Annotated in this window: 33 protein-coding genes; 14 read left to right on the top strand and 19 right to left on the bottom strand. The window is 57.4% G+C overall.

Translation table 11 applies throughout. The features are described from left to right. Positions 1 to 35 precede the first annotated feature (35 nt). From JFU48_RS17185 to JFU48_RS17105, 17 genes are all read right to left on the bottom strand, one after another. Positions 36 to 602 (bottom strand): phage baseplate assembly protein V, encoded by a 567-nt coding sequence (locus tag JFU48_RS17185; RefSeq protein WP_201137026.1) that lies wholly within the window; start codon positions 600 to 602, stop codon positions 36 to 38. Further along, a complete protein-coding gene (locus tag JFU48_RS17180) occupies positions 599 to 1,111 on the bottom strand; it encodes a hypothetical protein (RefSeq protein WP_201137025.1) in 513 nt (170 codons plus the stop codon). Before JFU48_RS17180 ends, JFU48_RS17185 begins: the two co-directional genes overlap by 4 nt. Continuing rightward, complete coding sequence (locus JFU48_RS17175) at positions 1,104 to 1,769, bottom strand: hypothetical protein (protein ID WP_201137024.1); 666 nt, start codon at positions 1,767 to 1,769, stop codon at positions 1,104 to 1,106. Before JFU48_RS17175 ends, JFU48_RS17180 begins: the two co-directional genes overlap by 8 nt. After that, a complete protein-coding gene (locus tag JFU48_RS17170; protein WP_201137023.1) occupies positions 1,766 to 2,086 on the bottom strand; it encodes a head-tail joining protein in 321 nt (106 codons plus the stop codon). Before JFU48_RS17170 ends, JFU48_RS17175 begins: the two co-directional genes overlap by 4 nt. Positions 2,087 to 2,088: 2 nt before the next feature. Then, positions 2,089 to 3,084, bottom strand: a complete 996-nt coding sequence (locus JFU48_RS17165; protein WP_201137022.1) for a major capsid protein — start codon at positions 3,082 to 3,084, stop codon at positions 2,089 to 2,091. A 64-nt stretch (positions 3,085 to 3,148) separates the two neighbouring features. Further along, positions 3,149 to 3,493 (bottom strand): head decoration protein, encoded by a 345-nt coding sequence (locus tag JFU48_RS17160; RefSeq protein WP_201137021.1) that lies wholly within the window; start codon positions 3,491 to 3,493, stop codon positions 3,149 to 3,151. Continuing rightward, positions 3,490 to 4,644, bottom strand: a complete 1,155-nt coding sequence (locus JFU48_RS17155; RefSeq protein WP_201137020.1) for a head maturation protease, ClpP-related — start codon at positions 4,642 to 4,644, stop codon at positions 3,490 to 3,492. Before JFU48_RS17155 ends, JFU48_RS17160 begins: the two co-directional genes overlap by 4 nt. Beyond that, the gene (locus tag JFU48_RS17150) at positions 4,641 to 6,122 is read right to left on the bottom strand and encodes a phage portal protein (RefSeq protein WP_201137019.1); all 1,482 of its coding nucleotides are present in this window, start codon (positions 6,120 to 6,122) and stop codon (positions 4,641 to 4,643) included. The genes JFU48_RS17155 and JFU48_RS17150 overlap by 4 nt, the downstream gene beginning before the upstream one ends. Next, positions 6,122 to 6,328 (bottom strand): phage head-tail joining protein, encoded by a 207-nt coding sequence (locus JFU48_RS17145; protein ID WP_008087653.1) that lies wholly within the window; start codon positions 6,326 to 6,328, stop codon positions 6,122 to 6,124. Before JFU48_RS17145 ends, JFU48_RS17150 begins: the two co-directional genes overlap by 1 nt. 1 nt (position 6,329) lies before the next feature. After that, positions 6,330 to 8,354: a phage terminase large subunit family protein gene (locus JFU48_RS17140; RefSeq protein ID WP_201137018.1), complete on the bottom strand. Its 2,025-nt coding sequence runs from the start codon at positions 8,352 to 8,354 to the stop codon at positions 6,330 to 6,332. Positions 8,355 to 8,358: 4 nt separating this feature from the next. Continuing rightward, a complete protein-coding gene (locus JFU48_RS17135; RefSeq protein ID WP_201137017.1) occupies positions 8,359 to 8,961 on the bottom strand; it encodes a terminase small subunit in 603 nt (200 codons plus the stop codon). 146 nt (positions 8,962 to 9,107) lie between these two features. After that, entirely contained in the window at positions 9,108 to 9,452 is a 345-nt protein-coding gene (locus JFU48_RS17130; protein ID WP_186633590.1) for a phage holin family protein, read from the bottom strand. A gap of 526 nt (positions 9,453 to 9,978) precedes the next feature. Next, positions 9,979 to 10,338 carry a PA0613 family protein gene (locus JFU48_RS17125; protein ID WP_201137016.1) on the bottom strand — a complete coding sequence of 120 codons (360 nt, stop codon included), beginning with the start codon at positions 10,336 to 10,338 and terminating at the stop codon, positions 9,979 to 9,981. After that, positions 10,331 to 12,550: a VapE domain-containing protein gene (locus tag JFU48_RS17120; RefSeq protein ID WP_201137015.1), complete on the bottom strand. Its 2,220-nt coding sequence runs from the start codon at positions 12,548 to 12,550 to the stop codon at positions 10,331 to 10,333. Before JFU48_RS17120 ends, JFU48_RS17125 begins: the two co-directional genes overlap by 8 nt. Further along, positions 12,540 to 12,770, bottom strand: a complete 231-nt coding sequence (locus tag JFU48_RS17115) for a TraR/DksA family transcriptional regulator (RefSeq protein WP_122612692.1) — start codon at positions 12,768 to 12,770, stop codon at positions 12,540 to 12,542. The genes JFU48_RS17120 and JFU48_RS17115 overlap by 11 nt, the downstream gene beginning before the upstream one ends. Next, positions 12,763 to 13,281, bottom strand: coding sequence for a phage regulatory CII family protein (locus tag JFU48_RS17110; RefSeq protein ID WP_038362352.1), 519 nt, complete (start codon positions 13,279 to 13,281; stop codon positions 12,763 to 12,765). The genes JFU48_RS17115 and JFU48_RS17110 overlap by 8 nt, the downstream gene beginning before the upstream one ends. Positions 13,282 to 13,608: 327 nt before the next feature. Continuing rightward, positions 13,609 to 13,833: a helix-turn-helix transcriptional regulator gene (locus JFU48_RS17105; protein ID WP_080750752.1), complete on the bottom strand. Its 225-nt coding sequence runs from the start codon at positions 13,831 to 13,833 to the stop codon at positions 13,609 to 13,611. A gap of 100 nt (positions 13,834 to 13,933) precedes the next feature. Between JFU48_RS17105 and JFU48_RS17100 the strand changes: the two genes are divergently transcribed. The 9 genes from JFU48_RS17100 (at position 13,934) to JFU48_RS17060 (ending at position 18,859) form a co-directional block, all read left to right on the top strand. Beyond that, the gene (locus tag JFU48_RS17100) at positions 13,934 to 14,659 is read left to right on the top strand and encodes an XRE family transcriptional regulator (RefSeq protein ID WP_038362533.1); all 726 of its coding nucleotides are present in this window, start codon (positions 13,934 to 13,936) and stop codon (positions 14,657 to 14,659) included. 84 nt (positions 14,660 to 14,743) lie between these two features. Continuing rightward, positions 14,744 to 14,920 carry a hypothetical protein gene (locus tag JFU48_RS17095; RefSeq protein WP_162999859.1) on the top strand — a complete coding sequence of 59 codons (177 nt, stop codon included), beginning with the start codon at positions 14,744 to 14,746 and terminating at the stop codon, positions 14,918 to 14,920. Further along, complete coding sequence (locus JFU48_RS17090; RefSeq protein ID WP_122612694.1) at positions 14,917 to 15,507, top strand: hypothetical protein; 591 nt, start codon at positions 14,917 to 14,919, stop codon at positions 15,505 to 15,507. Before JFU48_RS17095 ends, JFU48_RS17090 begins: the two co-directional genes overlap by 4 nt. A gap of 10 nt (positions 15,508 to 15,517) precedes the next feature. Beyond that, positions 15,518 to 15,799: a phage antirepressor KilAC domain-containing protein gene (locus tag JFU48_RS17085; protein WP_100847388.1), complete on the top strand. Its 282-nt coding sequence runs from the start codon at positions 15,518 to 15,520 to the stop codon at positions 15,797 to 15,799. 158 nt (positions 15,800 to 15,957) lie between these two features. Beyond that, complete coding sequence (locus tag JFU48_RS17080) at positions 15,958 to 16,275, top strand: pyocin activator PrtN family protein (protein ID WP_038362343.1); 318 nt, start codon at positions 15,958 to 15,960, stop codon at positions 16,273 to 16,275. A 55-nt stretch (positions 16,276 to 16,330) separates the two neighbouring features. Further along, positions 16,331 to 16,870: a hypothetical protein gene (locus JFU48_RS17075; RefSeq protein ID WP_342216039.1), complete on the top strand. Its 540-nt coding sequence runs from the start codon at positions 16,331 to 16,333 to the stop codon at positions 16,868 to 16,870. Continuing rightward, positions 16,867 to 17,409, top strand: coding sequence for a phosphohydrolase (locus tag JFU48_RS17070; RefSeq protein WP_201137014.1), 543 nt, complete (start codon positions 16,867 to 16,869; stop codon positions 17,407 to 17,409). The genes JFU48_RS17075 and JFU48_RS17070 overlap by 4 nt, the downstream gene beginning before the upstream one ends. Further along, positions 17,406 to 18,587 (top strand): hypothetical protein, encoded by a 1,182-nt coding sequence (locus tag JFU48_RS17065; RefSeq protein ID WP_201137013.1) that lies wholly within the window; start codon positions 17,406 to 17,408, stop codon positions 18,585 to 18,587. Before JFU48_RS17070 ends, JFU48_RS17065 begins: the two co-directional genes overlap by 4 nt. Beyond that, positions 18,584 to 18,859 carry a pyocin activator PrtN family protein gene (locus JFU48_RS17060; protein WP_103305111.1) on the top strand — a complete coding sequence of 92 codons (276 nt, stop codon included), beginning with the start codon at positions 18,584 to 18,586 and terminating at the stop codon, positions 18,857 to 18,859. The genes JFU48_RS17065 and JFU48_RS17060 overlap by 4 nt, the downstream gene beginning before the upstream one ends. Before the next feature lies 1 nt (position 18,860). Here the strand turns inward: JFU48_RS17060 and JFU48_RS17055 are convergent, their stop codons facing one another. Continuing rightward, positions 18,861 to 19,985 (bottom strand): site-specific integrase, encoded by a 1,125-nt coding sequence (locus tag JFU48_RS17055; RefSeq protein WP_201137098.1) that lies wholly within the window; start codon positions 19,983 to 19,985, stop codon positions 18,861 to 18,863. 102 nt (positions 19,986 to 20,087) lie between these two features. On the opposite strand from JFU48_RS17055, the gene dusA reads away from it, so the two are divergent. After that, entirely contained in the window at positions 20,088 to 21,098 is a 1,011-nt protein-coding gene (dusA, locus tag JFU48_RS17050; RefSeq protein ID WP_201137012.1) for a tRNA dihydrouridine(20/20a) synthase DusA, read from the top strand. A gap of 27 nt (positions 21,099 to 21,125) precedes the next feature. Then, complete coding sequence (locus tag JFU48_RS17045; RefSeq protein ID WP_242486645.1) at positions 21,126 to 21,554, top strand: DUF2388 domain-containing protein; 429 nt, start codon at positions 21,126 to 21,128, stop codon at positions 21,552 to 21,554. Here the strand turns inward: JFU48_RS17045 and JFU48_RS17040 are convergent, their stop codons facing one another. Continuing rightward, positions 21,555 to 22,385 carry an undecaprenyl-diphosphate phosphatase gene (locus tag JFU48_RS17040; protein ID WP_201137011.1) on the bottom strand — a complete coding sequence of 277 codons (831 nt, stop codon included), beginning with the start codon at positions 22,383 to 22,385 and terminating at the stop codon, positions 21,555 to 21,557. Positions 22,386 to 22,892: 507 nt separating this feature from the next. On the opposite strand from JFU48_RS17040, the gene JFU48_RS17035 reads away from it, so the two are divergent. The 3 genes from JFU48_RS17035 to JFU48_RS17025 all read left to right on the top strand — a co-directional run bounded on the left by JFU48_RS17035 (position 22,893) and on the right by JFU48_RS17025 (position 26,359). After that, positions 22,893 to 23,636, top strand: coding sequence for a winged helix-turn-helix domain-containing protein (locus JFU48_RS17035; protein WP_201137010.1), 744 nt, complete (start codon positions 22,893 to 22,895; stop codon positions 23,634 to 23,636). Between the two features lie 279 nt (positions 23,637 to 23,915). Next, positions 23,916 to 24,575 carry a winged helix-turn-helix domain-containing protein gene (locus JFU48_RS17030; protein WP_103520637.1) on the top strand — a complete coding sequence of 220 codons (660 nt, stop codon included), beginning with the start codon at positions 23,916 to 23,918 and terminating at the stop codon, positions 24,573 to 24,575. A 389-nt stretch (positions 24,576 to 24,964) separates the two neighbouring features. Then, positions 24,965 to 26,359, top strand: coding sequence for an undecaprenyl-phosphate glucose phosphotransferase (locus tag JFU48_RS17025; protein WP_201137009.1), 1,395 nt, complete (start codon positions 24,965 to 24,967; stop codon positions 26,357 to 26,359). Positions 26,360 to 26,988 lie beyond the last annotated feature (629 nt).

Here is a 26,988-nt window from a genome sequence, read left to right as displayed (position 1 = left end):
AAAAAGCCCGCACTGGGCGGGCTGTCGTGAATGAATTAATGCGTGTGGTGATTACTGTTGCCAGTGGCGTCAATGATCGCGCCGGCACTGGTGATGCCCTTGGTCACGTGTAGCGCACCGTCGATCATCACCGCCGCTTTCAGATTGATGTTGCCGGTGGTCACGCTCACGGCGCTATCGGTTACAACCGCTTCCGTGCTGGCCACTTTGATGGTGACCGTACCGCTCGGGAGCGTGATGCTGTAGCTCTTGGCCTGCCAGTCGTAGATCAGCGACCCGCCATCATCGAAACGCCAGACCTCGACGTGATCGCGATTATCTGGCGGGGGTCCGGCATTGCCATACAGGCCCGGGACAAACGTGCCTTGCGACACGTCACCGCTGGGACTGATCAAACTGCCCTGCTCGCCCAAAGACGGTGCCCGCCAGTGCCTGGCCTTGCCCGCTGCAATGCTGTGCCACCGCACCCAAGCGCTGACCCATTCACTGCCATCCGACACGCGACATACCGGCGGTGAAGCGGACAGATCCACTGCGACCACGTAGCAAGCCTTTACCGCCCCCGCGATCATGCGGTCATGCTGGGCGCTGGCATAACTCATGGCAGATCCTCGGGCTTGAATGGCCCGTCACCCGGATCAACGTCCAACACCAACGTCCCCGGCGGTTCGTCCGACCATGGCCATTCTTCAACGCCGAGATAAACCTGCTGAGTCCACTCCACCAGCCACACGGTGTATCCATCCAGATGCGGCTGGGTCCAGTCCTGCAGCGATTGCACAAACTCGGCGGGTTCAACTGCCAACCCCCACGTCTGCGAACGCAGCAACACCGCCAACTGCGTCGCCAATTGCACGGCCTGTTGATGATGGTGCGCCTTGATCGGGTCAACAATGATCCGAGCCTCGAACTTGCAGACCAGCGAGGTTTCGCCGGTGCCGATATCGGTACCCGGCTCGATCTCGGCCACCTCCAGAAACACCGCTGGCAGCAACACGCGATCCTTAATGTCTGGCCAGGCCGTGACGGCCTGCACGCCAGGCAAGTGGGTACGCAGATGCTGTTCTACCGCCCGATAAAGCTGGTCCAGGCTGAACGGTTCTTCAGACATTGCCGATCCTCTTGAGGTATTTCTGCAGCTCAAAGTTGAGTTCTTGTTTGAGAATCGCCAACAGGATCTCGTCTGCCTTTTTGACCCAGCTGTCGAAATGCGGCCGGGCTTGCTCCAGCGACACCTTGGCTTTGGCCAGCGGGAAACGACTACCGTTTTCAGCGACCCAACCCGAACTCGGCCCGCGACCGGGGGACACCGTGCTGTCGGGGTAGTCATCCGCGTTGAAATGCTTGCTGGCTGTGCGGATCCAGATGTCGGGCTTGTTACCGTAGACCTTCTTGAGAAAGGCACCTTCGTAACGCCGCCCCGCCACCGACACACCGCTCCCGGTCTGCCGCGCCCGGCCGATTCGGCTGGATTCGATGGTGTTCAACCCGAACCACAGCTTGCCGCTCGCGGCAGCGCCGGAAACTGGATAGCTGCGCAACCGCTGACGCACCGCCGCTACGGCAATGCGCTCTGACCGGCTGACGGCTCGGGCGATGTGCGTGCGCAACCTTCCCAACGTCTTGTTGATCGCGCGCCGATGCGCCGCAGCAGCCGCTTTCGGCAACACCTTGGCAAAGTCCTGGAACGCCTGAAAATCTGCGGCCGAGGACTGGATAGAGATCATCCCGCCCCCGGCCGAGGGTTTGAAATAGCTGCCGACACTCATGGCCGCAACCTCAGAATCAGGGCGACCAGTCCGTCGCCGCTCGGCTCGAGCTGTATCAAGTCGTAGTCACCGCCGCCATCCAGGGCAGGCAGGTCAACGCTGACCAGCATGCCCTGTTCCAGACCTTGCGAATCGCTGACGCGGATCTCGAAGCGAGGCTCGCGCAACCCGGTATTGAGCTTGCCGAACTTGGGTTGCAGCCAGGGCGCGGCGAACATGCCGAACACTGGTTCTTCGCGACCCTCGATCCGTGCGGTATCACCCAGCGTCTCGAACACCACCGCGTCCACCTCGGCGACCAGATCTCGAAAGGCCATGGTCAGAGTTCCAGCAGGATCTGCGCCAGCGGTCGCGTGCACAGGTGCAGCGGGTTCGATTGAGCCTCGCCCACCATGCCTTTGTTGAACGGCATCGGTTCGATCTTGCTGTAGTACGGTACGCCTTCGGTGTTGACCGTTTCCATGTAGTCAGCCGGTGCAAACACCGAGATGTACAGGTCTGGTACGCCTTCGGGAATCAGCAGTGCTTTATCGTCGTGGACGAACGACACACCAGCGATCTTGCCGCGATAACGCTCCCAGACAATGCCGCCGAACTCGAAGCTTTCACGGGCATCACCGCGCAACGCTGCGGCTTGCTGGGTGTTGAGGAAAGTCTCCTTCACCTTTACGTTCTTTAGGAGCTGATTCCAGAAATTCTTACCGCAGAACGCTCTCGAACCACTGCTGGTAATGCTGCCTAGCTGTTCTTCCTGCAAATCCAGCGCTTCACCGCACTTAACGCGAAATTCCGTGTCAGGATTGTCGAGTCCCATGGACATTTTTTTGCGGGTCACACCGAACGTTTTGTAAATGTCGAGCAACACGGTTTTGCCATCCGCGTCCAGGATCTGGCCGTTCAGCGCACCCATGCGCTGGAATTCGTGCGTAGCGTCGAGCTGTCGACGAGCTTTACCCAAACGTTTGTTGACCACGTCCTGCACGGCTTGCAGTTCCGAACGGGTGCCGAAGGCGCGAATGCCTTGGATCTCATCGGCCTTGATGGCGAAGCGTTGCGGCAGGTGCACGGTGTTGAACGGGATTAGGTTGCGCTTGCTGCCACCGACGACCAAGCCGGATGTACCACGCTCACCGGCTGGTACCAGGGCCAGGGTGTCGCCGTCCTTTTCGATCTGGACCGTCAGGGTGGTGATGCCCTCCTCCTGAAACAGACCGAGGCTGCTGATGCGACCCGGGAGGTATTCCTGTTCGTTGATGGCGGCGGTCAGCGAAGAGACCGAGAACGCATCATCGTTAAAGATTTCAATGTCAGCCATGAAGCTATCTCCAGAAAACAAAAAACCCGCACAGTGCGGGCTGGATAATTGGTGGCGGTCGCCTTTAGCGGACGATCAGGAAGTGGGTGGCCAGCGCTTTTTCGGCTGCCGGATCCAGGCCGGTCAGGTGCGCTTCGCTGACTTCGGCCAGCCGCACCACAGCACGACCGCGACGAACCACGTCCGATTCACCCAGCGGACCGTAGAGAATGGCGATAGCGTTTTCGCTGCCGTCTTCGGCCGTTGAGTTGTACGGGGCGAATTCGCCGGTTAGGCTAACTAAACCGAGGATCTGCCCCGGCTCTAATGCAGGGCCGGCAGCGACATTGATTGCCTCGCGGGAAATGGTGCCAGCCGCTTCGGACAGGAGAAATTCACCTGCATGCATCGGCTCTCGTTGGATCGTCATCGTCTTGCTCCTGTAGCGGAATGGGATTTACCTGTGTGGGCAGCTTGGCGGGCCGACCAGATAGATGGCTGATCAATTTTCTTGGCTTGCACCTTAGGTGCCGGGTCATCGTCCAGTGGCAGGCTGTTGTCGATTTCAAAGCCTTTGCCGCTGGTGACAATCTTGTCGAACAGACGCGCCCGCACCGCCGGTGCATCCAGACCGGCCGCGACATACTCGGCGCTGAACTCAGGCAGTCGTGCGGCCACGCAGAGATCGTTTACTGCCTTTGCACGCGCCAGACCCGCCAGTACGATCTCTTCGCTTTCGAGCTGGGTGGAACTGAGCAGCGGCTCGACCAAATTGCTAATGCCCGCCGCCGTGCAGCGCTGAGTGATCATCAGTGCCAACTTGGCCGAGTCGACTACAGGCGGCACCAGCGGCGGATCTACAGGTTCGAGTTCGGGATCTGGTTCAGGTGGCTCGTCGAGCTGGGCCAACAATTCAGCCGGTGCGTTCTGGAATCGCTGCAGCACCGCGCCTTGGCCGAGGCAGGCCTTGACCTTGACGCCGTCGCCCACTTCATCAGCCAAGCCCAACGCCACGGCTTCATTTGCAGTGAGCCAAGTCTCGGCCGCCACCAAACGCCGCAGCTCCACCTCATCAATGTCGGGTGCTTTGGCCTTGTACGCCGCGATGATCGCTTCCATGGTCTGGTCGAGGACGTCGGCCACCTTGCGGAAGTCTTCCGCATCACCTGCTGCATAGGTCCATGGGTTGTGGATCATCAACATCGCATTGGAAGCGATCACCACCCGGTGCGCACCGCACACGGCCACGCTGGCGGCGCTGGCGGCGAGTGCATCGATCCGCCCGGTGCAGCGCTCGCCCAGCCGCGACAGCGCGTTGTGCATGGCCAGACCGTCGAACAGGTCGCCACCGATACTATTGAACGCGGCCACCACCGGCGACACACCATCATCCATGGCGCGCAGATCCTGCACGAACTGATTGGCAGTGATGCCCCACGCGCCGATCTCGCCATAGACGAAAACCTCGATCACTCGCTCGGTGGTCTCTCCGCTGGCCTGCAGGGCGTACCAGGTCTTGTCCTGAACCTCGACGCGTTTGCCAGCGCAGTTGTAAATACGCGGTTTCGCGGTTTTGCTCATATTTGCTCCTTGTCGTCGTTGTCTTCGACGGCATCAAGGGTGTTGTAGTTGAGGCCGAGTTTTGTGGCCCGTGCCAGATCGGCGGCGTTTTCCAGATCGACCGTTTCGGCGTCGTAGCCTGTGCGCAGGACCATCTCGCTGCGCGAAGAAAAGCCGGCCTGCACTTCCATGCGGCGGGCCTGCACGTCCTGCACTGGCTGGATGTAGGCCCAGCCCTGCGGCACCCAGCGGATACGCAGGTACTCGCGGCGCTTTTGCGCGTAATCGTCCAGTACCAGGACACCGGACAGCACAGCCATATCCATCCAAGCTGCCCGCACCGGGCGGCAGAGTTGATGGACGTACACGCTGAATTGCAGTTGTTCCAGGCGGCGGCGAAACTCGTTAAGTACTACGCGTAGCGCTCGGTCGTTGATGCCGCGCATGTCGCCAGTGAGGATCTCGTAAGGCGTGCCGCTACCCGCTGCCGCAGCCATCAATTGCTGCCGCATGAAGTCCGGGTAGTTGTTGCCGGCGTCTGGTGGTTTGGAGAACTCAACTTCCTCACCTGCCCCCAGTTCCTGCATGGTGCCGGGTTCGAGAGCGACCATCGGGGTGAAGCCGTCTCGATCCAGATCGAGTGGCTGACCGGTCACCGGATCTCTGGGAAGTGGTCCCGAGTCCGGCGCCGGACGCTTGATGAAACCGGCGAACAGGTTGGCCACTTCCTGCCGGAACAGCACCGCGTCGTCGTAGTTGTCCAGACTGCGCAGGCGTTTGAGCACAGGCGACAATCGCGGCACACCGCGCAACTGGCCAGGCTCTACCGGTTCGAAGATGTGCAGCACCTGGGCGGCAGGCACGCGGACCAGTTGGTTGTAGCCGGCGTTCAGCGAGGCTGCATCACGCGGATGCGACAGGTACATCCAGTACGCCACCCGCTTACCGCCGGGGGTGAATTCGATGCCAGCGCGGATGACGTTGCCATTTTTGGTGGTCTCGAATTTGTCGTGCGGCACGAATTCCGGTGCCAAGATCTGCAGCTGCAGCGGAACCGCCAAACCTTCATCCAGACTGCGAGGACGCAACCGGACAAAGCATTCGCCCGAAGTTTCCACCGTACGCGCCACCAGCGCCTGCTGGCCGTAAAAGTCGGTGCGGTCATCCGCGTCCGACTCATCGACCCAATCACCCCACAGCTCTTGCAACAACTTGCGTAAAGCATCGTCGTCAGTTGTAGGCCGAGGAGTGATGCCCGTGCCGATCAGATTGCTGACGCGCTTGTCGATCACATTAAAGGCATACGGATCATTGCGAACCGCCGCCCGGGAACGCGACCGCAGGTTACGCAGCGCCGGGGTGTTGATGCTATTGATACCATTGTCGGGAGCGTCCCAGCCAGTGGAGCGGCGCCCTTCTCCAGCGCCTTCGTAACTGGCCTTGATGTTGGACGGCAGGACAAATCCGTTACGGGTCAGCGTTGGGAAGTGTCGGGCCATCAGACCCCCTTCCCTGCGTGGTACAGCCGGACCACACGTGAGCGTGGCCCGGCGGCGCTGGCAAGTGACGAGCGTATTTCTTCGCGCGCCTTGAGCAGTTCATCGACCGTGCGGTATTCCACGGTACGGTCGGTGTAGCGCACAGTTTTCTCACCGCGAGCAATGGCCGCCTCAACCGCGTCGAGGTGCTTTTTTGTAAAGGACATATCAGCGTCTCTTCAAGTAGCCGCTGGCTGAGCTGCGGCGTTGAGGGGGTGCTGCCGGTCGCGCTTGCGTAACCGGTGCAGCGGGTGGTGGTGCGGGCTGGGCTTGGCGCACAGCAGCAGGCGCCGGTGTTTGCTCAACATCAAGTCGCTCGCCCTGAACAGGCTTGATGCTCAGGGCGTCATCGAACAAGCCGGACTGAGCGAGGGCTTGTCGCACCCTGTCCCAATCGTGTTCCTGGTAGCGGTTGATGCCGAGGTAATGCGCCATCGCGAGGCAGTACACCATCAGGTCGAGCGCTTCGTTGCGCTCAGCCTTGCCCTTCACCCACTCGATGCGCTTGTGTCCGCGCACGTAGCGCACGACTTTGCGTTCGGCGACGCACTGGGCGAAAAACTCGTCCGGCAGGTCATTGGCAAAGTGCAGCGATCCCGGACCGTCCGGGAATGGATAGCGGTTGTAAATCCAGTCTTTGGCGGTGTCGGTACCGACGAACCACAGCTCGGCGCCGTTGCGTTCGGTCTGGCCCTTCCATGTCACGTCGACCATGGACGGGCGCTGTGCAATCACCGGCCTGCCGGGCTTGCTCGCGCCTTTAATGGCGAAGATGTTGCGCCAGCGGCGAACGCGGCAGAACTGGTAGACCTCATCGGTGTGGTGACCACCGGAGTCGACACCCACGGCGAGAATCGCCAGACCCACACCACAAGGATGCCGGTAACGGGCTTTGAGTTTCTCGTCCAGAACCGCCCAGGTGCGTTCGTCTGCGGGATCACCCCAGATGATCTGATGGTCAACAACCCAACGTTCCATGCCGACGCCGAAGCCCATCACCATCAACTCCAGACGGTTGGCTTGGACGTCGACGGCGCCGGTCAGCATCAGCACACCGGCCGGCATCGCACCGAGGGTGTAGTTCTCCAGCCGCGCCCGAGCGATCAGCACTTCCGCCTTGGTCTGTTCGAGTGCGCTATCCCAAACCTTGGCCAGACGGGTGTTGTAGAACACCTGCATCAGGCTCGTATCGCCTTGGGCCTGGGCTTTTTTAGCGTCTTCAAACTCAACGGCGAGCGATCCCCAGTCCATCCAACCGGTCGGCGAGTACAGTGCATTGAGATGAAAGCCAACGGTTTTGCCGTCGCCACCAGCATGTGCGCGCCACTCACCCCGGGCGAGCATGTCGCTCTTGTGGTGTTCCTCGATCAGCACGTCGCACTCAGCGGCTCCGCACTCGTAATGCACAGTGCTGAAGTCCTTGCTGTAGTGCATCCGCTCCCATTCCAGCACCTGCATATGACCGCAGGTGGGACAAGGCACGTAGTAATGCCGCTGGTCGCTGGATTCAAACAGGTCTGCGATCCGCGAGGCGCCCTTGATCGTCGGAGAACTGGAAAAGTAGATCTTGGCGTTACGCCCGAAGTTGGTCGCTCGTGTTTCTGCCAGCTTGATGGGGTCACCCTCTTGGCCGACGTCGTTCTCCCAGCGGTCGACTTCGTCGCCGTAGATGTAACGGGCCGACAGCTCAGACAGGTTAGCCGCAGAACCGGCGGTGGTGACGTACAGCGAACCGCCCTCAAATTCCTTGGTGTCCATCGTGTTGCGCGCATCCCGTGAACGAGTTGCCGCAACACGTTCACGCAGAACGGGCGTTGCTTTGATGGTCTTGCTGATCCGCCCCGACACCCGCTTGGACAAGCCGAGGCTCGGCAGCAGCGCCAGAATGTTGGACGGCGCCATGTGGATCAGGCCGCCTATCCAGTTCAGGGCGATCTGAGTTTTCATCAACTGCGAGGCCACCATGGTGACCACGCGCCTGCAAGGGTGAGCCGGCGACAGGCAGCGCATCGGCTCGCGGGCATAAGGTGTTCGAGAGGTGCGGTACTGGCCGGGCTCAGGGGCACCGGTGTCACGCGGGATTCGCATGTACTCGTCGGCCCATTCGTCGATCCAGAGATCTGGGTCGGGGCGCAGTCCACGGAAATAAGCCTCACGGTACACCTCTGCACCGTCAGGAAATTCCGTGTGCATGGGTTCAGTCCGTTGTCATGGCATGTTCAAGGTCTGCTGAAGAGAGGCGCTCGGCTTCCTCCAGCGTTCGACGGAAAGTGGCGGTCAGGTGTTTTTCGATCAGCCAAGGATCGGTCATGGCCGCCAGGTCATGGGACAGTTGCGGTAGCGGACCGAAAAGCTGATCGCGCAACAAGCGGCCGGCGTTGTAGGCACCGGTTTCGACCGCCTCCTTGGACACCAGCGAGCCTTGGGCTTTGCCCAGCTCGATCTCCGCCAACTTGGCCATGTTGTGTTCGCGCAGAGCGCGGGCCTTTTGGAAGTCCGGTAGCTTGCCGTCGCTGGAAAGCACCTGCGGCGGCGCAGCCGTGGAAGTCGGCTCGGTCTGAGTGGACAGTTGGCTGTAAACGTCACGCTGAATCCGGTCCTGCTGGTGTCGTTCGGCGACGGCGACCTTGCTCGGGTCTGCGGTGTCGCGAATCAGCGCTTCGGTGGCATGTACATCAACCTGTTTGCCGTTAGGCGAAAGCACCAAACGGTTGTTGTCTTTCAGCCAGGTGATGTAACTCGGCGACCTGCCGAGCCGGGCCGCGAAGGCACTCTTCGACAGGTAGGTTGGTTCTGTCATGAGCCCTCCTTTTTCAACGTATTTCAATGAATCCTTTCAAGATTTCAATGATTGAAATTTCAGTAAGCTGGGGGCGCTCCCGCTAACACTTTCCCGCGGGTTTCCGACCCCGTACCCACCGAATAACCCCAGGGTCCCCGGCGGTTTCAGGCTGGCCCGCCCCCATTCGGCGGAACTTCGCACACGCCCAATCGCTTGGCGGCCCATCGTTCGTACAACCCAATGGCTACGTCCGCGCCGGCCATTGCCGTCAGGCAACCCAAGGCGCCCGCCGTCCAGATCGTCATGCCGGCGGCGATCATCAACATCATCGCCGACACCCCGCAGACAATGCAGGCACCGGACCGAAGTGCCAGCCTGCGCAACAATGCCCAGCCTCGCGCCCCGTCCTTGTCGGCCCGCCACATTTCCCCCGATACGCCACCGACCAGGGCCAGGACGATCACTAACCAGATCGGCATTTCTGCCAGTGCTTGTTGCTCGCTTGTCATCGCCAACCCCTAAACGCAAAAACCCGGCGCAATGGCCGGGTTTGGTAGTTGGTACGTGCCGCTCTCTGCGGTCGCACCTATCGAAGATGACTACTTTTTACAGGTCGATTCCGGTGGCAGCAACCCCGGTTTAATGCCACCCGGTGAATAAGTGGTCAATGTGGTGTGAACGTCTAGCGAATGTAAGCGAATAACTCACCACGGCATTCTGTTGTTTCGGCGGCGTCCCATCTGTCCCACCTTTTAGAATTGAGGTGGGACGCCTGAGAGCGCCTAGATTCGGGGCTTTGCCCCACCGTCCTACTTATTTATCTATTTTCTCGTGTAAAGAGAGAAATTTATAAACACGCTTGCGCGTGAAGCGCGCGTGCATTGTGTCTGCTACGCATATGCGGGCGGGTGACGTTGCAAGGTGGGACGGTGGGACAGCCCAGCAAAGACAAGGCCCGCACCTGTCCCACTACGTCTAAACATAGTGGGACAAGGCGGGCCGGTGGTACAGCAACAGCCGGACGAAAGCCTGGGGTCACGCAGCCATCCCCATCATTACGCCGAAGATCCGCAGGTGTGCCTCATGCAGGCGCTGGTAGTACGTGTCACGGCCACAACCGCAGTGCGCGTACCGCAAGCGCATATCAACGTCGAGCGTGCAGTAATGCTCCCGCACAACCGTCACCAGCTCAGGCGGAAGATGCTTGTTCACGATCAGCTCGATGTCGAGAGAACTCTCCAGCGGCGCACGAAAGGCCCGCCGTCCACGAATCAGTTGCCCATTGCTCTCCATCATCATGGCAACCATGTTCCCCCCAGCAAGCCCCCCTTTCGAATGTTCGGAATGCAGCTCCTGCGCCCACAACCGAAGCAGCGAATCGATCTCCTTAATCACCGAAACAAGGCTCCTCTGAAGCTTCTAATTCCAAGGCAGGCGCCTTCCCCCAGTCCGCTGGCTTTTTGTAGCCCCACAACCGCTGCCGACTCTTGGTCATTGCACCGAGCCGGAAACGTCTCCAGCCCAACCGATGCAGGATTGCACCGACACGCATTTGCTCCGGCTTACCCCAATGTCCCGGGTCGAGCTTGAGAGCCTGAGTCAGCACCTCGCTGCCTGTCGTGGTCTCACCAATCTGCGACTCTTCCAACCAGGTCAAGATTGGTGTTTCCCATTCGTCCACTACGAAGCGCTCGTCCTGCTCCTCCGCGAACAATGCCGCCTCATCCAGCGTTACCCACCAGAGGTCGCCCGCGTCGTAGCAGAAAACCGCCTCGGCCCAAAGCTGGTCGCGGATCGAGCGCAACAACTCCAGATCCACTTTGGTACATGCCACAGGCCAATAACGGCGGTTACCAGTCGCGTCCTTGAGGTATTCGTCCTGGTTCGTCGTACCCACGAACACGCACTGGCGCGGCACGTCCATGGTGCGACGGCCGTAGCTCTCGCGATAAGTGTCCGTGGACGCCGAGAAAAACTGCTTGGCCTTGGTACTCTCGGCCTTGTTGAAGCTGTCCAGCTCGCCCAGCTCGACAATCCACTTGCCCCTGATCGCCTGAAAGCCGTCCTTGTCGCCCAGCGCGAACGGCGTATCCATAAACCACTCGCCGCCAAGAATGCTCATAGCCGTCGACTTACCGGCGCCCTGCGCACCCTCAAGGATCATCACCGAGTCAGCCTTGCAGCCAGGCTTCATCACTCGCGCCACGGCCGACAACATCCAGCGCTTGCCAACCTTGGACGAGTAGTCGGTGGCCTTCACACCCATGACATCGGTGAGCCAGCTTTCCAGACGAGGCACGCGATCCCATTCGAGCTTGCGCAGGTACTGCCGCACCGGATGAAACGCATGATCATGTGCGACCACACTGACCGCCTCGATCACATGGGACGCCTTGACCCGAAGGTTGTATTGCTGCGCGAGCCACTTCATCACCCGCACGTCATCGATATCCGCCCAGTCTCCCGTGCCGCCGCCATAAGGCGCCGCACGTAGCTTGACGAGCTTCGAACTGAAGGCGCTGTAGCTGATGACCCCAGCCCAACGTGGATCATTGGCCAGTATCAATTCAACGTTCTGCATGTGTGCGATCAGAGCGCCGCTATCGCTGCGAGCTAGTAGATCTTTCCAACCACCTGCAGCCGGTGGCTTGACCACAGCCAATACCTGACGGCGCACCGCCTCCAAACCCTCGGCGACATGCAGATCGTTGAAGTCGGTCCACTTCACTTCCCGCTCACTGGAGAAGATCGGCGCAACCACTTGGCCACCGACGATCAGTGCCGCGTTATTGGCCTTCTCTTCACCTGGGTTCCAGGCGTCGCTGTTTGGCTTCGTGGTCTTCCAGTCATCGTCCCTGCAAATGATCAGAGGGCAACCGGCAAACCGCTCGCGCATGGCCTTACACACGGCCAGCAGGTTACCCGCGTCGAATGCCACCGCCACGGTCAGCGAAGTCGCCATGTGCAGGCTGGCGCCGGTGGCGTAGCCCTCACATACCAGCACTGGATCACCTGGCTCAGCATCCGGCCCGATAAGGTGGAAAGCACCCTCTTTCGACATCCCGTAGGGCCAGTAGGACTTGTCCCGACCGGTGTCTTCCTGTTTGCTCGGGTAAATCACCTGAAGCCCGACGATTTCGTCCCGCGCATTGCTCATGGGAACCAAGACTGCACCTGAGCGCGGCGCGTAGCGAACCCGGAAACCGACAATCTGCTTGCGGTCCAGATACTCGCTGCGACCCTTCTCCGGCATGCGCTGGAATAAGCCGCCCGCACGCTTCGCCGCCCGGCGCGCCGAATTGGCTGCCACCTCAGCAGCACGACGTTTGCCCTCCTCCTGACGGGCGCGCATAACCTCGCGTTCTTCGGGAGACATCCGACCGGCCTTAACCTTGATCTTCTGCGTTTCGCCCGAACGCCAATCGCCGAATGAGCCGAAAATAAGCGTCTCGCCTTTCTCGGTGCGATGTTCATGGGCGACATACCAGCCGTTTTTCTCTGTGCCCTTATCCTGCGCTGTCTTGCACCGAGTGAGCTTACCGAACACCAGCGGCTGCGCTGGTAAAAGACCGTAGTCCGCGAACTGCGCCAATACTTCATCGAGCATGACGAGCTCCCTTCAATTCCACGAGGGAAAGACAATCCACACAATGCGTGCAGCCAGGCTGCGCCACACGGCGCGCTTCCGGAATTGGCTCATCGCACTCTTCGCAGAACTGAAACGAGTGCGCCGCCAAGGCAGGTTTGGCGGCGATTCGACGTGCTGCGAGCGCTTGGTCAACACGCTCTAGAACCAGATCATTAGCGAAGTCTGCGATGTCAGCCATGGTCAGCACCTCGCGTCGTCTGGTTGACGTAGGTGGCGCGGTTGAACAATCCGAGCAGACCCTGAATCCCACGGAATACCTGCAGACGAATCGCCGCCAGTTCTTGGTCGGTGACGACGCCGTCACCGATGCTCTTAGCCCAGGTCTCGGCCAGATCCGCCACTTGCCGGAAATACTCCGCGATGCCGGTCGTCAATGTCTCGGGCATGTCGTTGGTGTAGGCCTCAGCCAGTTCCTGCCAAGTCGTGTCGCCGACCAGCGCATGCACCGCATCCAGAATGCGGCGATCCTTAGTCAGTTCCAGGATCTCGCCAAACTCTTGGATGTTCACGGTGTGGCTTGGATGGGTTGGGGAAAGCTTGTGCTGCAACGTCGTGGCGTTGCGGCCAGTGGTGGCTGCGATAGCAGCGGCGCCGCCTGGGTAGTCGCGTGCAGCGTGATAAAGCGCAAGATCGAGCGGCAGGACTTCCCGCTGGGCTCGATCTACAGAACTCAGAGCGATTCGGCTCATGGCATTAATCCTTGAATGTTGCCAGTGCCGCACGACAGGCAGTAGTGATACATTTGTCGTGTGGCTTGATAGGCCCAAACGCCGGCGAGGTCCCTATGACCAACACCGGCACCGTGCCGGGGCGAACAATCCGTTGTTCACCCCTGGCGCAAAAGCTGCCAGCTCTGTGGTGGAAAAGGCAGCAACACCAAAGCTTCCGAGCTCTGGAAAACGCGAGAGGTATGGGCGGTTTTGCATTTGGTTTGCCCGCCAATCCCAATCGTGGCCCGACAGCGCTGTGGTGGTGCGTGTCGGGAGGAACTGGGCGACCCTTGGGTCGCCTTTTTTCTAAGCTACTTTTTTGAAATCTATCTCTGGCGGAAAGACATCATCAAGCGAGCATTTGACTCCGAGCTGATTCAACGCAGCCGTAATTGCACGAGATTCTGCAAGTCCAGCTATACGTCGTCCGGACTCATAATTACTAAGCCGTGTCTGCGTCCATCCAAGAGTCGAAACCAAATCCCGCTGCTTTATACCCGCCCTTTCTCGATGGTCAGCAATCCTGTTCATAACGAACTCCTATAACTGAAGCGCAGAATAAACACGATTCGTGATTTTTACAACACGCAAAGTGCGATAAATTTATTTCAATGCGTGGTAAAAAATGCAAATGAACACACTCGGCTCACGCATCAAATCACTTAGAAAAGCCAAGGGTATGAGCCAGAAAGATCTGGCCCTTGCCTGTGGCTGGGAATCACAATCTCGCATAGGTAACTATGAGAAGGACCAACGCCAGCCCAACCTTCAGGATCTAGGGAAAATTGCTGCTGCCCTAAAAACATCGCTCACACAGTTGGTCAAAGATGTCGAGGGGCCGTTACCTCACCTATCTGGTGATGCGCACGGCAACATTTACGACATCAGATATCCTCCTCGACTCAAGAGCAGCCAGAGCGAAGGATTGACATCGGCAGGACAAGCGAAAACAGGGAGTGTTCCGGTGGTTGGAACCGCACAGCTGGGCAATGAAGGATATTTTGAAGCGCTTGATTTTCCTCCAGGCCACGGCGATGGTTACTTAAGTATCCACAGCGATGACCCAGATGCGTACGGATTGAAGGTTACCGGCGACAGCATGCTTCCCAGGATCAAAAATGGTGAGTACGTGCTGATCGAACCCAACAAGAACTACTTCAGCGGCGATGAGGTCGTGGTAAGAACCACAGAAGGCCGAACGATGATCAAGGAGTTCATTTACCTGAGAGATGGGATGTACCGCTTGGATAGCGTGAATGCCGAACACCCACCAATTCATATCGCCGCGGCCGACGTAATTGAGATCCACCTGGTCGGCGGCATCCTAAAGTCATCTCGTTTTTTGCACGCGCCGTGAAAAATAATCACATACCGTGTTGACTTAAAAAACACACTGCGTGATATTTGCCTCACTCTCACACCACAGAGCGAGGCATCACCTATGCAAACCAGTGCAACCCTCCACGTCCACCCGGCGTGCGTCAGTAATAAAAAGATGATCGAGCAGCTGCAGTCCATCACCGGCTGCTTGGTCATCATTCACAACAACAAACCGAAGCTTATTGCCAAGCCCCAAGCCTCTCCATTTGATCCAAATGGCGGAGGGCACGCGGCATGAGCAAATACCGAATCGACAACCGCACCCTGCAGTTGCTCAAAGCTCAGGTCAACCTGACCGAAACCTTCAATCATGTCCTACGAACCGCTCCCACGCGCGAGTGCCTTGCGTTCCGCCTCAAAGTAGAACGGGGCGCAACTGAGACCGCATTCAGTGTCGAGCTGGGGACTGAGCGTCACACGCTGACCCTCCCAAGCGACAAGAAAACTCACCTTAAGCTGGCCGACTTCATTGAAGAGATCGCTAACGGACCGTTCGATCCGAGCAATAGCAGCGATCCGGTTCATCTCCCGCATGCCAGCCGCGTATACGGCCGCTTTGAAACCCAAGACAAGCAGCGCGTGCTTGAGCTGGTGCGCACCGGCGGCGTGCTGAGCCTCGACATGGGGTTTGATCTCCCCCTGCACGTTGCCATTCACCGCACACACACGCGCCGAGGGGCGACCATCATCCTGAGCATCGGGAACAAAAGCCCCAACACCCGATGCTTCACCGTGAGCGACACCGATGCCGAGATTTACCTGATGGTTATCGAGTCCATCAACCATCTCGCGGCCGCAGCAACACCTGCCGCACATGCGGCATGAGGTGGACGACATGGAACGCACCCTCGCCCAAGCAGCCTCGCAACTAGGCCTCACACGTCCAAAACTGATTGCACTCATGCGGGAAAAAGACCTGCTTAAGGGCAACCTGCCGGCTTACCCAAAACGGGACAAAGAGTATCTGCGGGTCAAGGACGGCACCTGGTATGACGAAAAGTACGGCTTGCAATACAGCCAGTCGACGCGGGTCAAGCAAGCCGGCATTCGTTGGCTGGCTGAAAAACTCGGCATCGACCTACCTGAAATTCCGGCAGACCGCCGTGACGTGGCCTAGGGAATACGCCCGACAGATCATCGCAATGCGGACACGAGAGGAGCGCAATGCCGCGCTCCTTGAGGTGCCCGAGCATCTGCGGGAGTTGACCAAACGCCATTGCCTGAACGCCTGGAACCATCCAGCAAGAAGCAAACGCAAGGAGGCCACATAAAGCCATGAGTAATGCAGCCCAAGCCCCACTGCGGCTACGCCCCGCTCCTGAATCCACGACCATCGAGCTGCTGTACCGCACCTTCGGTGATGTGCTGATTCCGCTGGAGGCCGTACGCGAAAAGTATTTCCGCAACCTCAACGAGCAAAAGTTTGTGATTGAAATCAACAGCGGTCGGATCCAGCTTCCGATCACCACACTGGACTCAAGTCGGAAAGCGCCCAAGTACGCCCACATTCGACACGTTGCATCGCTCATCGATATCCGCGCCTACCAGGCCGACGAAGACATGCAGAGCCAGCAAGACGAGCCAACCGAGTAAGCCTTATCTCAAGGACTGCCACCACCAGTCCGACACTGAACCAGGAGCAAACCAAATGACTGCAATTCAAATCTGGGCACTCATCGCCCTAATCATTCTGGCCGGACTATTAGTCTGGGCCGGCTACATCATGGGCCGTACCGACGGCATGTCCGCTGGCATGAAACAAAGCGACGACATCCTGCGCGCCGAAAGCGCCAAGACCATTAGCGAGTTAAGAGCCTCCCTCAAATTCATCAAGGCTGACCACGCCCACTTGGCGCAATTCAGCAAACGCCTTCAGCAAGCGTTGACGCTCGGCAATCCCGAACGCCAGACGCTGCTCGAAATCGCCGAAAAGCTCCGCATTGCCGCCGATACGTTCGCCGCCTTCCGCACGGGGAAAAAACTCGAACGCGAAACCCGCGCCCTGATCGACCAAGCGCTCGCCATGGCCGATTTACTGAAACCCGCCGAATTAACAGGCCTTGCAAAGGTTGAGGTGGTTCCTCTTCGTATTGCTCTCAGCACGGACGATGCGGAGAACGCTGCCGTTTTTTTCCAACAAGAACACCAGGCTATTGCGACCGCCGCGCAATCGAGAGGTGCAGCATGAGCTGGATCCTCACCCATACCGGCAAGCGCTTTGATTTGCTTGAGCCGGACGCCGAAATGATCGATCCGCGAGATATTGCACACTCGCTGGCTCATTTGTGCCGCTTCAACGGCCACACCCGCGAGTTTTACAGCGTGGCTCAGCACAGCTGCATCGTCGCCGACCTGGTGCCAGAAGAACACAAACTTGTGGCCTTGCTCCATGACGCTCCCGAGGCGTACTTGGGCGATATAACACGGCCACTTAAGCAGTGGATTAGTGCCTACCAACACTTCGAGGACTGCATTTGGTGGCGCGTTTGCGAGCGGTTCGACATCGCCCCAGAACTCCCGACCTGCATCCATCAGGCCGACCTGATAGCACTGGCCACCGAACGTCGCGACCTCATGCCAACCGAACCGGCTATCTGGGATTGCTTGGTCGGCATTGAACCCATGGTTGAAACCATCCGTCCGTGGTCTGCCGCAGAGGCGCGCAACACTTACCACCAGCGCCTGATGGATCAACTTGCTATCGAACATCGGAGGAAAGCGGCATGACGCACTCACAGGACAACACGCAAATGCAGGCCGCTTTGCTTCGCGATGACAGTGGGATCGACACGCCTGTAAACAACAGTCTCTGCTGCGCAGCAGCAGGCATTATTGCTTCTTCCAGCGCCACTGCAGAGGTACTTATACCCCACGAAAAGCTGCGCGAGGCAGCCACACCCAATGCAACGCTAATCGCTCAGGATCGCCCGCCCGCGCAGCCTGCAGTGGGGTATACGCACCTTTCTGGAAACGATGGATATCAGGCGACAGACACCCAAGATTTATGGACAACTGATTCTTTTGAAGACTGTGTCGCCGCTGCCTTAATTACCTGTTTTGAGACCAGAATCAAAAAAAGTAAAGGAGCGGGTCCTAACACGCTTACTGATGAGCGATTGAACCTTATCAGACGGATCGGGCCGTATATTCCGAGCAACGACAGAGTCATCATCGCGCCCAATACAACGTGCGTTGGAGATTGGGAGTTTGATGTCATCAATGACCCTATGCCTTCGATTGGATGCATTGGGTTTACGAGAACTCATCAAGCCCGGCCCGATGAATATGGTGGTTTCTTTCAAGCCACATATATTCGGAAAGTCACCAACTTACCCAAGACCTGGTATAGACGGTCAGGTGGACAGTTGTATGAAATTATAATTGCCGCATCGGAAAATGAATTTGTAGAAGGTGAGCGATCATTCTTTTGCATAACGAAAGAAGGCAAAGTGGTTGCCTGTGATCAACGCTTTGAGCTATCTGATCGATACAAAAGTAATCATTATTTCACCACTCCCGAAAAGGAGCTCAAAGATCGTGAAGCCAGGGCTTCAATCGCTCTGCAATTCATAGCCGATAGCCGACATTGCTGGACTATAGAGGCCCGCGAATCCAACTGCCTCGCCCGCCTGGGCTCAATGCCCGAGCAAATTAAATCCTTGCTGTACGCGAGATCAGTTCCACTAACCGAGACAGGACGAAAACGACCGATACTACACTTGGTAGCGGCTCATCAACGTCGTTTAAAGAATGGCATTGATATCGACATAACTGGATTTCTTAGGGGTGTTCAAACAGTCGAGGTGGGTGGAACATGTTTTACTGTAAGGCCCGCACCAGCATTAATACCAAACCTATCTGCGGCCAGCAGAAGAAAAGTGGCTATTCGCGAGGAGATTGAATGAATACTTCCTTCATTCTAATGGCCCAATACAATGGCCGGGCCATTATCCCACTTGAGCAGGTCTGCAAGGATTACTTCACGCACCTGACGACCGATATGTTCCAGCGCAAGGTTATGGCAGGACAGATCAAAATCCCGATCACACGGCTGGAGTCGAGTCAGAAAAGCGCTAAAGGCATCCACATCGCTGATCTGGCAGCCTACCTTGATCTGCAACGGGAAGCTGCGGTGAAAGAGTGCAACCAGCTCAACGGGTACCGCCGAGCCAGTTAAATCACTGCTTACCCCAGGCGCCCAACTTCACGGGCGCCTGAATTATCCTCTTTAACCACGGCCACTCGGCATAGTGGTCACCTCGCCCGCGCAGATGGGTATATCGACGCAATGAATTCCAATCACGATGCCCAGACACACTGGCCACCCGCGGAATATCCCAATCTATCTCAAACAACCGACTCACTCCGTCGTGTCGCAGATCGTGGAAGTGAAGATCTTCGATCTCTAGAAACTTGCACGCCTTCGCCCAGGCCGTGGAGATCGACGACGAGTTGTACGGGAAAATTTCCCCACGCTCTTTTGGCATGCTCTGCAGAATTCTCCAGGCTTCGTCGGGTAGGTGGCACCAAACATCATTGCCAATTTTCTGCCCGGGGTTTTTCATATCTCTCACCAGCACCCGCTGATTCGACTCATCGACGTCCTCCCACTGAATTCGGCTTATCTCATCCTGCCGACGCGTGGAAAAAATCGCGAAGCCAATCACCTTCAGCATGTTGATCGAACTAGGCCGACGCTGCTGCATGCTGACGAAGTGCTCCAGAAGTTTATCCAGCTCGTCCTTCGTTGGACGACGATCGCGCTCCCGGCTCTTCATGTTGTAGCCGAGCTTCCTCAACACCTTCCGAGCGTCCGGCATCGCGTGAGGGTCTACCTCATACCCCCAAGCGGGACGCGCAATCGAAAGGACAGCCCCAAGGTGCGCCAAATCGTTGCCAGCCGTCTGCGGCTGGACGCCGCCGCCCTCTTTACTCATTCGCCAGAGTGCAAAATCCACCAATCGTTGACTGTTGATAGCCGAATCAACGGTCTGGCCAAACTCCGTCGCCGCGATAGCATTTAGAGTGGCTTCCTTGGTTTTACCCAACGGCCGGACTTTCTCCATTTCATCCAGGTACTGCTTGATCATGTCCTGAATGGTGACGCCCTTGCGGTTCGCCCGCTCAATCGCACCAGGCTGATCTAGCTCTGCCTCACGTCGCCGCACCCACGCTTGTGCCGCCTGTTTCCGGGCGAAGGTCTGGCTCTCTTGGTAGACTTGCGCTCCATCGCGAAACAGGCGTATCTGTGCCGTGTAACTGACTGAGCCATCGGTGCGTTTTCGTGCTCTGATCGTTGCCATAATCGACTGGTACAATTCCGAAAGTGATTGGTACATTGTACCAGCGCCATCGAAAAAACGCCTGAAAACGCCTAAAAACACGCTATAAATACGTTGAGCCAAATGGTACCAAATACCCACTCCAGCCCAGTAAACTCAAGCCCTGCGCTATCTCGGCGGTTTTCCGTTGCGCCAATGATGGACTGGACCGACCGCCACTGCCGTTTCTTCCTGCGCCTCCTGTCGAAGAACGCCCTGCTCTACACCGAGATGGTCACCACCGGCGCTCTCCTCAACGGCGATCACGAACGTTTCCTGCGTCACAACGAAGCCGAGCACCCGCTAGCGTTGCAGTTGGGCGGCAGTGTCCCGCTGGATCTGGCCGCTTGCGCGCGCATGGCGCAGGCGCATGGTTACGACGAGGTGAATCTGAATGTTGGCTGCCCGAGTGATCGGGTGCAGAACAATATGATCGGTGCGTGCCTGATGGGGCATCCGCAGTTGGTGGCGGATTGTGTGAAGGCGATGCGTGATGCGGTGTCGATTCCGGTGACGGTGAAGCATCGGATCGGGATCAATGGGCGGGACAGTTACGCCGAGTTGTGTGATTTCGTCGGTACGGTGCGGGATGCCGGGTGTACCAGTTTTACCGTGCATGCGCGGATTGCGATTCTGGAGGGGTTGTCGCCGAAGGAGAATCGCGACATTCCGCCGTTGCGGTATGACGTGGCGGCGCAGTTGAAGGCGGATTTTCCGGAGCTGGAGATTGTGCTGAACGGCGGGATCAAGACGATGGAGGCCTGCCATGAGCATTTGCAGACCTTTGACGGTGTGATGCTCGGGCGCGAGGCTTATCACAATCCGTATTTGCTGGCGGAGGTGGATCAGCAGTTGTTCGGCAGCAGCGCGCCGGTGATCAGCCGTGCCGAGGCGCTGGCGCAGTTGCGGCCGTATATTGCCGAGCATTTGCAGGCAGGCGGCGCGATGCATCACATCACCCGACATGTGCTGGGGCTGGGCACCGGGTTCCCGGGGGCGCGCAAGTTCCGCCAGTTGTTGTCGGTGGATATTCACAAGGCCAAGGATCCGCTGGCGTTGCTGGATCAGGCTGGCGAGTTGCTGCAAGGCCGTTGATAGATGGTTTGAATGTGCGGGCAACGAATGAGCGTTGCCCGGAGTTTTGATGTGCTGACAGGATGTCTTTTGTTTATGCCCGCGTTTCGCTGCGTTTCGTTCAAGCGCTTTATCCTCCTAGCTTTAATCTCGACCATCTCTTCCAACGCCGTCGCCTCCTGCGACTTTGTGAAGGGGTGTGGTAAGGGGGACGGTGGTCCTTTTGAGTCGACTCAGCTTTCCGGCTTTCTGGTTTTCACGGCGACGGTGGCCTCGTTCGATGCGACCTCGGATGTGTCCAGACTCAAGAAACGTGTTTACTCGCCAGAGGAAATCGAAGCGGCGCGCTATTACCTCGCCAGCGACGGCATGCTGCAAGCCGCGTATTTCACATCAGCCTTGCAGCGCTACCGCCAAGAGTCGCCCAACTCGGAGTTGAACGACCTCGCGGTTGCGACATTGATCAGCAGTCAGTGATCACGCCGCCGCTTCCGTCCAGTTCACCCAGCCAAACACCCACGTCGCCAGAATCAACAAGCCAAACGCGATCCGATACCAGGCGAACGCGGCGTAGCTGTGGTTGGCGATGAATTTGAGCAGGCCGCGCACGGCGATCATGGCGAAGATGAAGGCGATGACGAAACCGAGGGCGAACACCGGCAGGTCGCTGGCCTGGAACAGGTCGCGGTATTTGTAACCGGAGTACACCGCGGCGCCGACCATGGTCGGCATGGCGAGGAAAAACGAGAACTCTGTGGCGGCTTTCCGGGACAAGCCGAACAATAAACCGCCGATGATGGTCGAGCCGGAACGGGAAGTGCCGGGGATCATTGCCAGGCATTGCACGAAACCGATTTTCAACGCGTCTGACCAGTGCATGTCGTCGACGTGATCGACGCTCACGACATGGTTGCGCTGCTCGGCCCACAACATGACGATGCCGCCCACTACCAAAGCCATGGCCACGGTGATCGGGTTAAACAGGTATTGATGGATTTTGTCAGCGAACAGCACGCCGAGGACCACCGCCGGCAGGAAGGCGATCAGCAGGTTGAGGGTGAAACGTTGCGCATTGCGTTGGGTGGGCAGGCCTTTGACGATGTCGAAGATCTTCGGGCGGAACTCCCAGACTACGGCCAGGATTGCCCCCAGTTGAATAATGATGTTGAACGCCATCGCGCGTTCGCCGCCGAAGTCCAGCAAGTCGGCGACGATGATCTGGTGGCCGGTACTGGAGATCGGCAAGAACTCGGTCAGGCCTTCCACTGCGCCTAAAATCAACACCTGGATAAAGGTCCAGAAATCCATTAATCCTCCGTCAGAGCGCTCTTGATGAGCGACCGGTCAACTGTATTCAGGAATTGAGTATCTGAAGTTAAACAATCGGTATAACGCGACACCCATTGCCTGATCAGGCGACGGAGAATATGTCTTATCAAAAGACACACTCAAGCCATGTTAATAATCGTCCGCCTACGAACCGCTCGAAAAATATTTAGGCATTTAGTAGAAAAAATCTGGATCAGCCAATAAAGTGTGATCAAGCTCACACTATCTCTTGATCACGGACAGTGGCAATTGGACATGAATAAAGCCGTGGCCATAGATTCAAAATAGTGGCACAATTCCACATTGCCACCATGTAACGACTAGTTCACAGCCCCGAGAAAATCAACTAAAAGCTTGAAATGCTTAATTATTGTTAGAAAACTCGGGAGCCACGTCTAAAAATCGCGTGAATGTTACCAATTGTCAGTCACAGATGAGAACCGGTGCTTTAACATCCCGATGTCAGCACCTAATTCGAGTCAATGCATGATGCTCTCAGGGAACTTGGCGACTAGAAGTCCGCGCCCGACAAACGACGTACCCGGTGTTCTCACTCTGGGCCGAACCTGTGGCGTGGCCGAACATTTTAGAGCGCTGGTCGCAAAGCACGTACGCACTGATATGGCACTTGAGGCCAGTTCATACACTAGTTCATTTAAGCACAATGAACTTTCTGGTTCGTATCGAGCCATCTTCATCGTTATCGACACTCCGCAAGCGCTGGAAGACAATCTTGCGCTGATCGAGAACCTGCGCGTCAATAACTTGAAGCCGATCATTTGCGCGGTCATTACCGGTCGCGGCGCGTTCAACAAGATCAAGTATTTCCTGGCCGGGGCCGACTTCTGTATCAAGCTCAATACCCTTTCCGACGAGGGCGACGAGTTGCTCGGTGAGTTCTTCAACAGTGAAGAATGGCAGCGGGATATCAACCTCACACTCGACCCTACGCGCATCTGCCTGCTGGGCGGCACCCGCCAGAAACTCGACATCTCGTTTGCCGAGATGAAGATCCTGGAAGCCTTTGCGCAGACCAGCAATCACATTCTCAGCCATGATGAAATCGCCAGCATCATGGGGCTCAATACCAATTTCTACGACCCGAGGGCGCTGGAAAAATCCATCAGCCGCTTGCGTGGAAAAATCAAGGACATGTATGGTACGAACGCGATTCAGAGCATCCGCGGCTACGGCTATCGCCTGATGCGGGGTCTGATATCGACTGCCTGACTCTCGGGCAGCCATCCTCTTTGCATACTTACGAAGGATCGTCATATGCAACCATACCGCTCTAGTTGTACTTCATACCTAATTATAATCAAGCAATTGAATGAGCACGGCTACACCGAACCATAACAATAAACTTAACAACATAGCAGCAGAACGAGTGGAACTTATCGAGGGCCATTTTGGGCCCAGACCCTGCCTGTCGATTACTTCCAAGGAAGTTATTGCTCGCCTGCCGATTTATCTTTTCGCCCATTTTGGTGCACATTTTAGGAGAGAGACATGGAAACTAGTACAACCCTCCCAAGAAAATATTTTGTCGTCGTGACCAACAGTACAACGTCGCAGCGTGAACTTGAGAGCATTCTGTCCAGCGAGCGCTTCAATTCGTTTGGCACGTCTCAGGCACAAATGTTTATTGAAGGTGCTACTTCGCCCTCTTCCGCCCCGATGCTGATGGAGTTTTCTTACCCAAGCGGCACTCGGAAAAACGTCGCCCGCACGATTGAACACGATACCCAGCGCATACTGGCCACCCTCGAATCGGAATGGCTCGCCGCACAATCGGCAAACCCGTTTCACCAATCCCCGACAATGAACGCGGACACCAGCCACCAGACTTCAGCCAATGAAGACGGCACTCCGTGCAGCGAAACCTGGCACCTGGACAACGATCAGGGCGCTCTGGTCAAGGAAGGCGTCGAGATCAGCCTTACCGGCCTGGAAACCGCACTGGTGCGCAAAATGCTCCATCACGAGGAACGCGTAGTCAGTCGTGATGACCTGATCCTCAGCATCGGCCGCGAGCCGGAGCAATATCGTGGCCTGGAGATGTGCCTGAGTCGACTGCAGGACAAGTTCAAAAGCGCGAGTAATGGTGAGCGATTGTTTCGTGCCGTAAGAAACCGCGGTTATTGCCTCATCCAGGAAATCGTTGCGTAAACACGTACGATATCCACGAACAAAACAAACAGAAAACAGTGCGATTACAAAAACAACAAGAGCACTCTGTTTGACTTCACCTCCCTGGTAATAATAGCTCCCTGCCTCCACCCCTCCTACAGTAACAAACACAACATAATTTATTCACCCCCTGCTCTGCGACCTTTTCTAACAACCTTGTATTTGATTATTAAAAAGTTGGCACTGTGCCATCTTGTTAGAACTCGTCAGACACCCTCTCCGGCAATAACTTAGTCTATTGATTGACGACAGTTCGGCCTATCGACGTTGTTACCTCAGGACACTCGTCCAATAACAACAACAAGCCTATCTAGCAACTCGGACTTCAACTGTCGAAACCTGAATGGACGTATTTCTGGGGATATCTCATGGAACTTTCTCTACGGATCAATCGAAATAACGGCCTCAAGGGACTTACCTTCTGGGGCCAATGGGCATTGGCGCAGGCTTTCATTGTTGCGTTGTTATTCATACTGGCTGAACGGCACACAGGCACCGTCGAGTTCTATTACCGCATGTGCGCGACACTGGCGGTACTGGCCTCGGTACCGGCGTATACGTTCAGCGGCGTGTATCGCAAGCAGGACAATTACCTGACCGGGCTCGGACGTTTGTTCATGGGCTGGTCGATGACCATGGTCGCGCTGGCTTGCATCGCGTTCGTGTGCAAGGCCGACGAGGTGTTCTCCCGCGAGGTGACGCTGAGTTGGGCGGTGTACGGTTTCCTCGGTCAGGCGTTGCTGTACGCACCGTTGCACGCCTTTTCCAAGTACTACCAGCGCTCCCGCACCAGCGCGCAGAAGACCCTGATCGTTGGTACCGGCGAGCTGGCACTGGGTTTGGCGAAGAAGATCAGTCAGGTGGAAAACCTGCCGTTGGTAGGCCTGGTCAGCAATGGCCCGACGCCGAATCTGGATGCGAATGCGCCGCGTGTGGTCGGCGATCAGGAAGATTTGCTCGAGCTGATCAAAGACCATGACATCCGTCGTCTGTACATCACCCTGCCGCTGGCGGAGGCGGCGAAAATCGAAGCGATGTACGTCGATTTGCTCGGCGCCAACGTCGATGTGGTCTGGGTGCCGGACTTGAACAGTCTGACCCTGCTCAATCACTCGGTGAAGGTCGTGGACGGTCTGCCGGCGATCTGCCTTAACGAAAGCCCGCTGACCAGCCGCCCTACTGCTGCGCTGAGCAAGAGCCTGTTGGAAAAAGGCGTGGCGTTGCTGGCGATCATCCTGTTGAGTCCGGTGCTGCTGTTCATTGCGTTGGCAGTGAAGATCAACTCGCCGGGGCCGGTGTTCTTCAAGCAGGATCGCCACGGCTGGAACGGCAAGGTGATTCAGGTGTGGAAATTCCGCTCGATGCGCGTGCACGATGACCGCGAAGTGGTTCAGGCCAGTCGCAATGACTCGCGTATTACTGCGGTCGGGCGCTTCATCCGCCGCACTTCGCTGGACGAGCTGCCGCAGTTGTTCAACGTGCTGCAGGGGCAAATGGCGTTGGTCGGTCCACGTCCGCACGCGGTGGCGCACAACAACTACTACTCGGGGAAAATCCTCGCGTACATGGCTCGTCATCGAATCAAACCGGGTATTACCGGGCTGGCACAGATCAGCGGCTGCCGTGGCGAGACCGACACCATTGACAAGATGCAGCGCCGCGTCGAGATGGACCTGCATTACATCAACAACTGGTCGTTGTGGCTGGATCTGAAGATCCTGGTGAAGACGCCGTTTACGTTGTTGTCGAAAGATATTTATTGATGGACTGGTGACAAGCCAGGCGATACCGCAAGGGGACGAAAGTCCCCTTTTTTGTGGGCGGGATTTGGGTAGTGGATCAGGCTGTTGCGATGGTGGCAGTGCCGGCGCCTTCGCGGGCAAGCCCGCTCCCACAGGGCCCGGCGGCGTTCACTCAAATCGGGCACACCACAAAATCACTGTGGGAGCTTGCCTGCAAGCGATAGCGGTGGATCAGGCAACATGGATTTTGAATGGACTGACGCCTTCGCGAGCAGGCTCGCTCCCACAAGGGATCTCGGTGTGGATCGAGATATTGACTTCACCCCGTTCCCCTGTGGGAGCGTGGCTTGCCCGCGAAAGCGGTGTGTCTGGTAGCACATATGCTGGAATGGGCCGACGCCTTCGCGAGCAAGCCCGCTCCCACAGGGATTGGGGATCGCATCGGGATGTGTGGCCTCACCGCGACCCCATTGTAGGAGTGAGCCTGCTCGCGATGGCGGTGTTTCAGGCGACAGGGATGTTGAATGTGCCGACGACATCGCGAGCAGGCTCACTCCTACAGAGATCGGGGTATGGATCGGGTATTCGGTTCACCCCGTACCACTGTGGGAGCGTGGCTTGCCCGCGAAAGCGGTGGGTCAGGCAGCGCA

Origin of the sequence: Pseudomonas sp. TH49, assembly GCF_016650625.1 — a bacterium.
Taxonomy (GTDB): Bacteria; Pseudomonadota; Gammaproteobacteria; order Pseudomonadales; family Pseudomonadaceae; genus Aquipseudomonas; species Aquipseudomonas fluorescens_H.
Note: the sequence above shows the minus strand (reverse complement) of the source record. Positions and strands in the feature narration are given on the sequence as shown.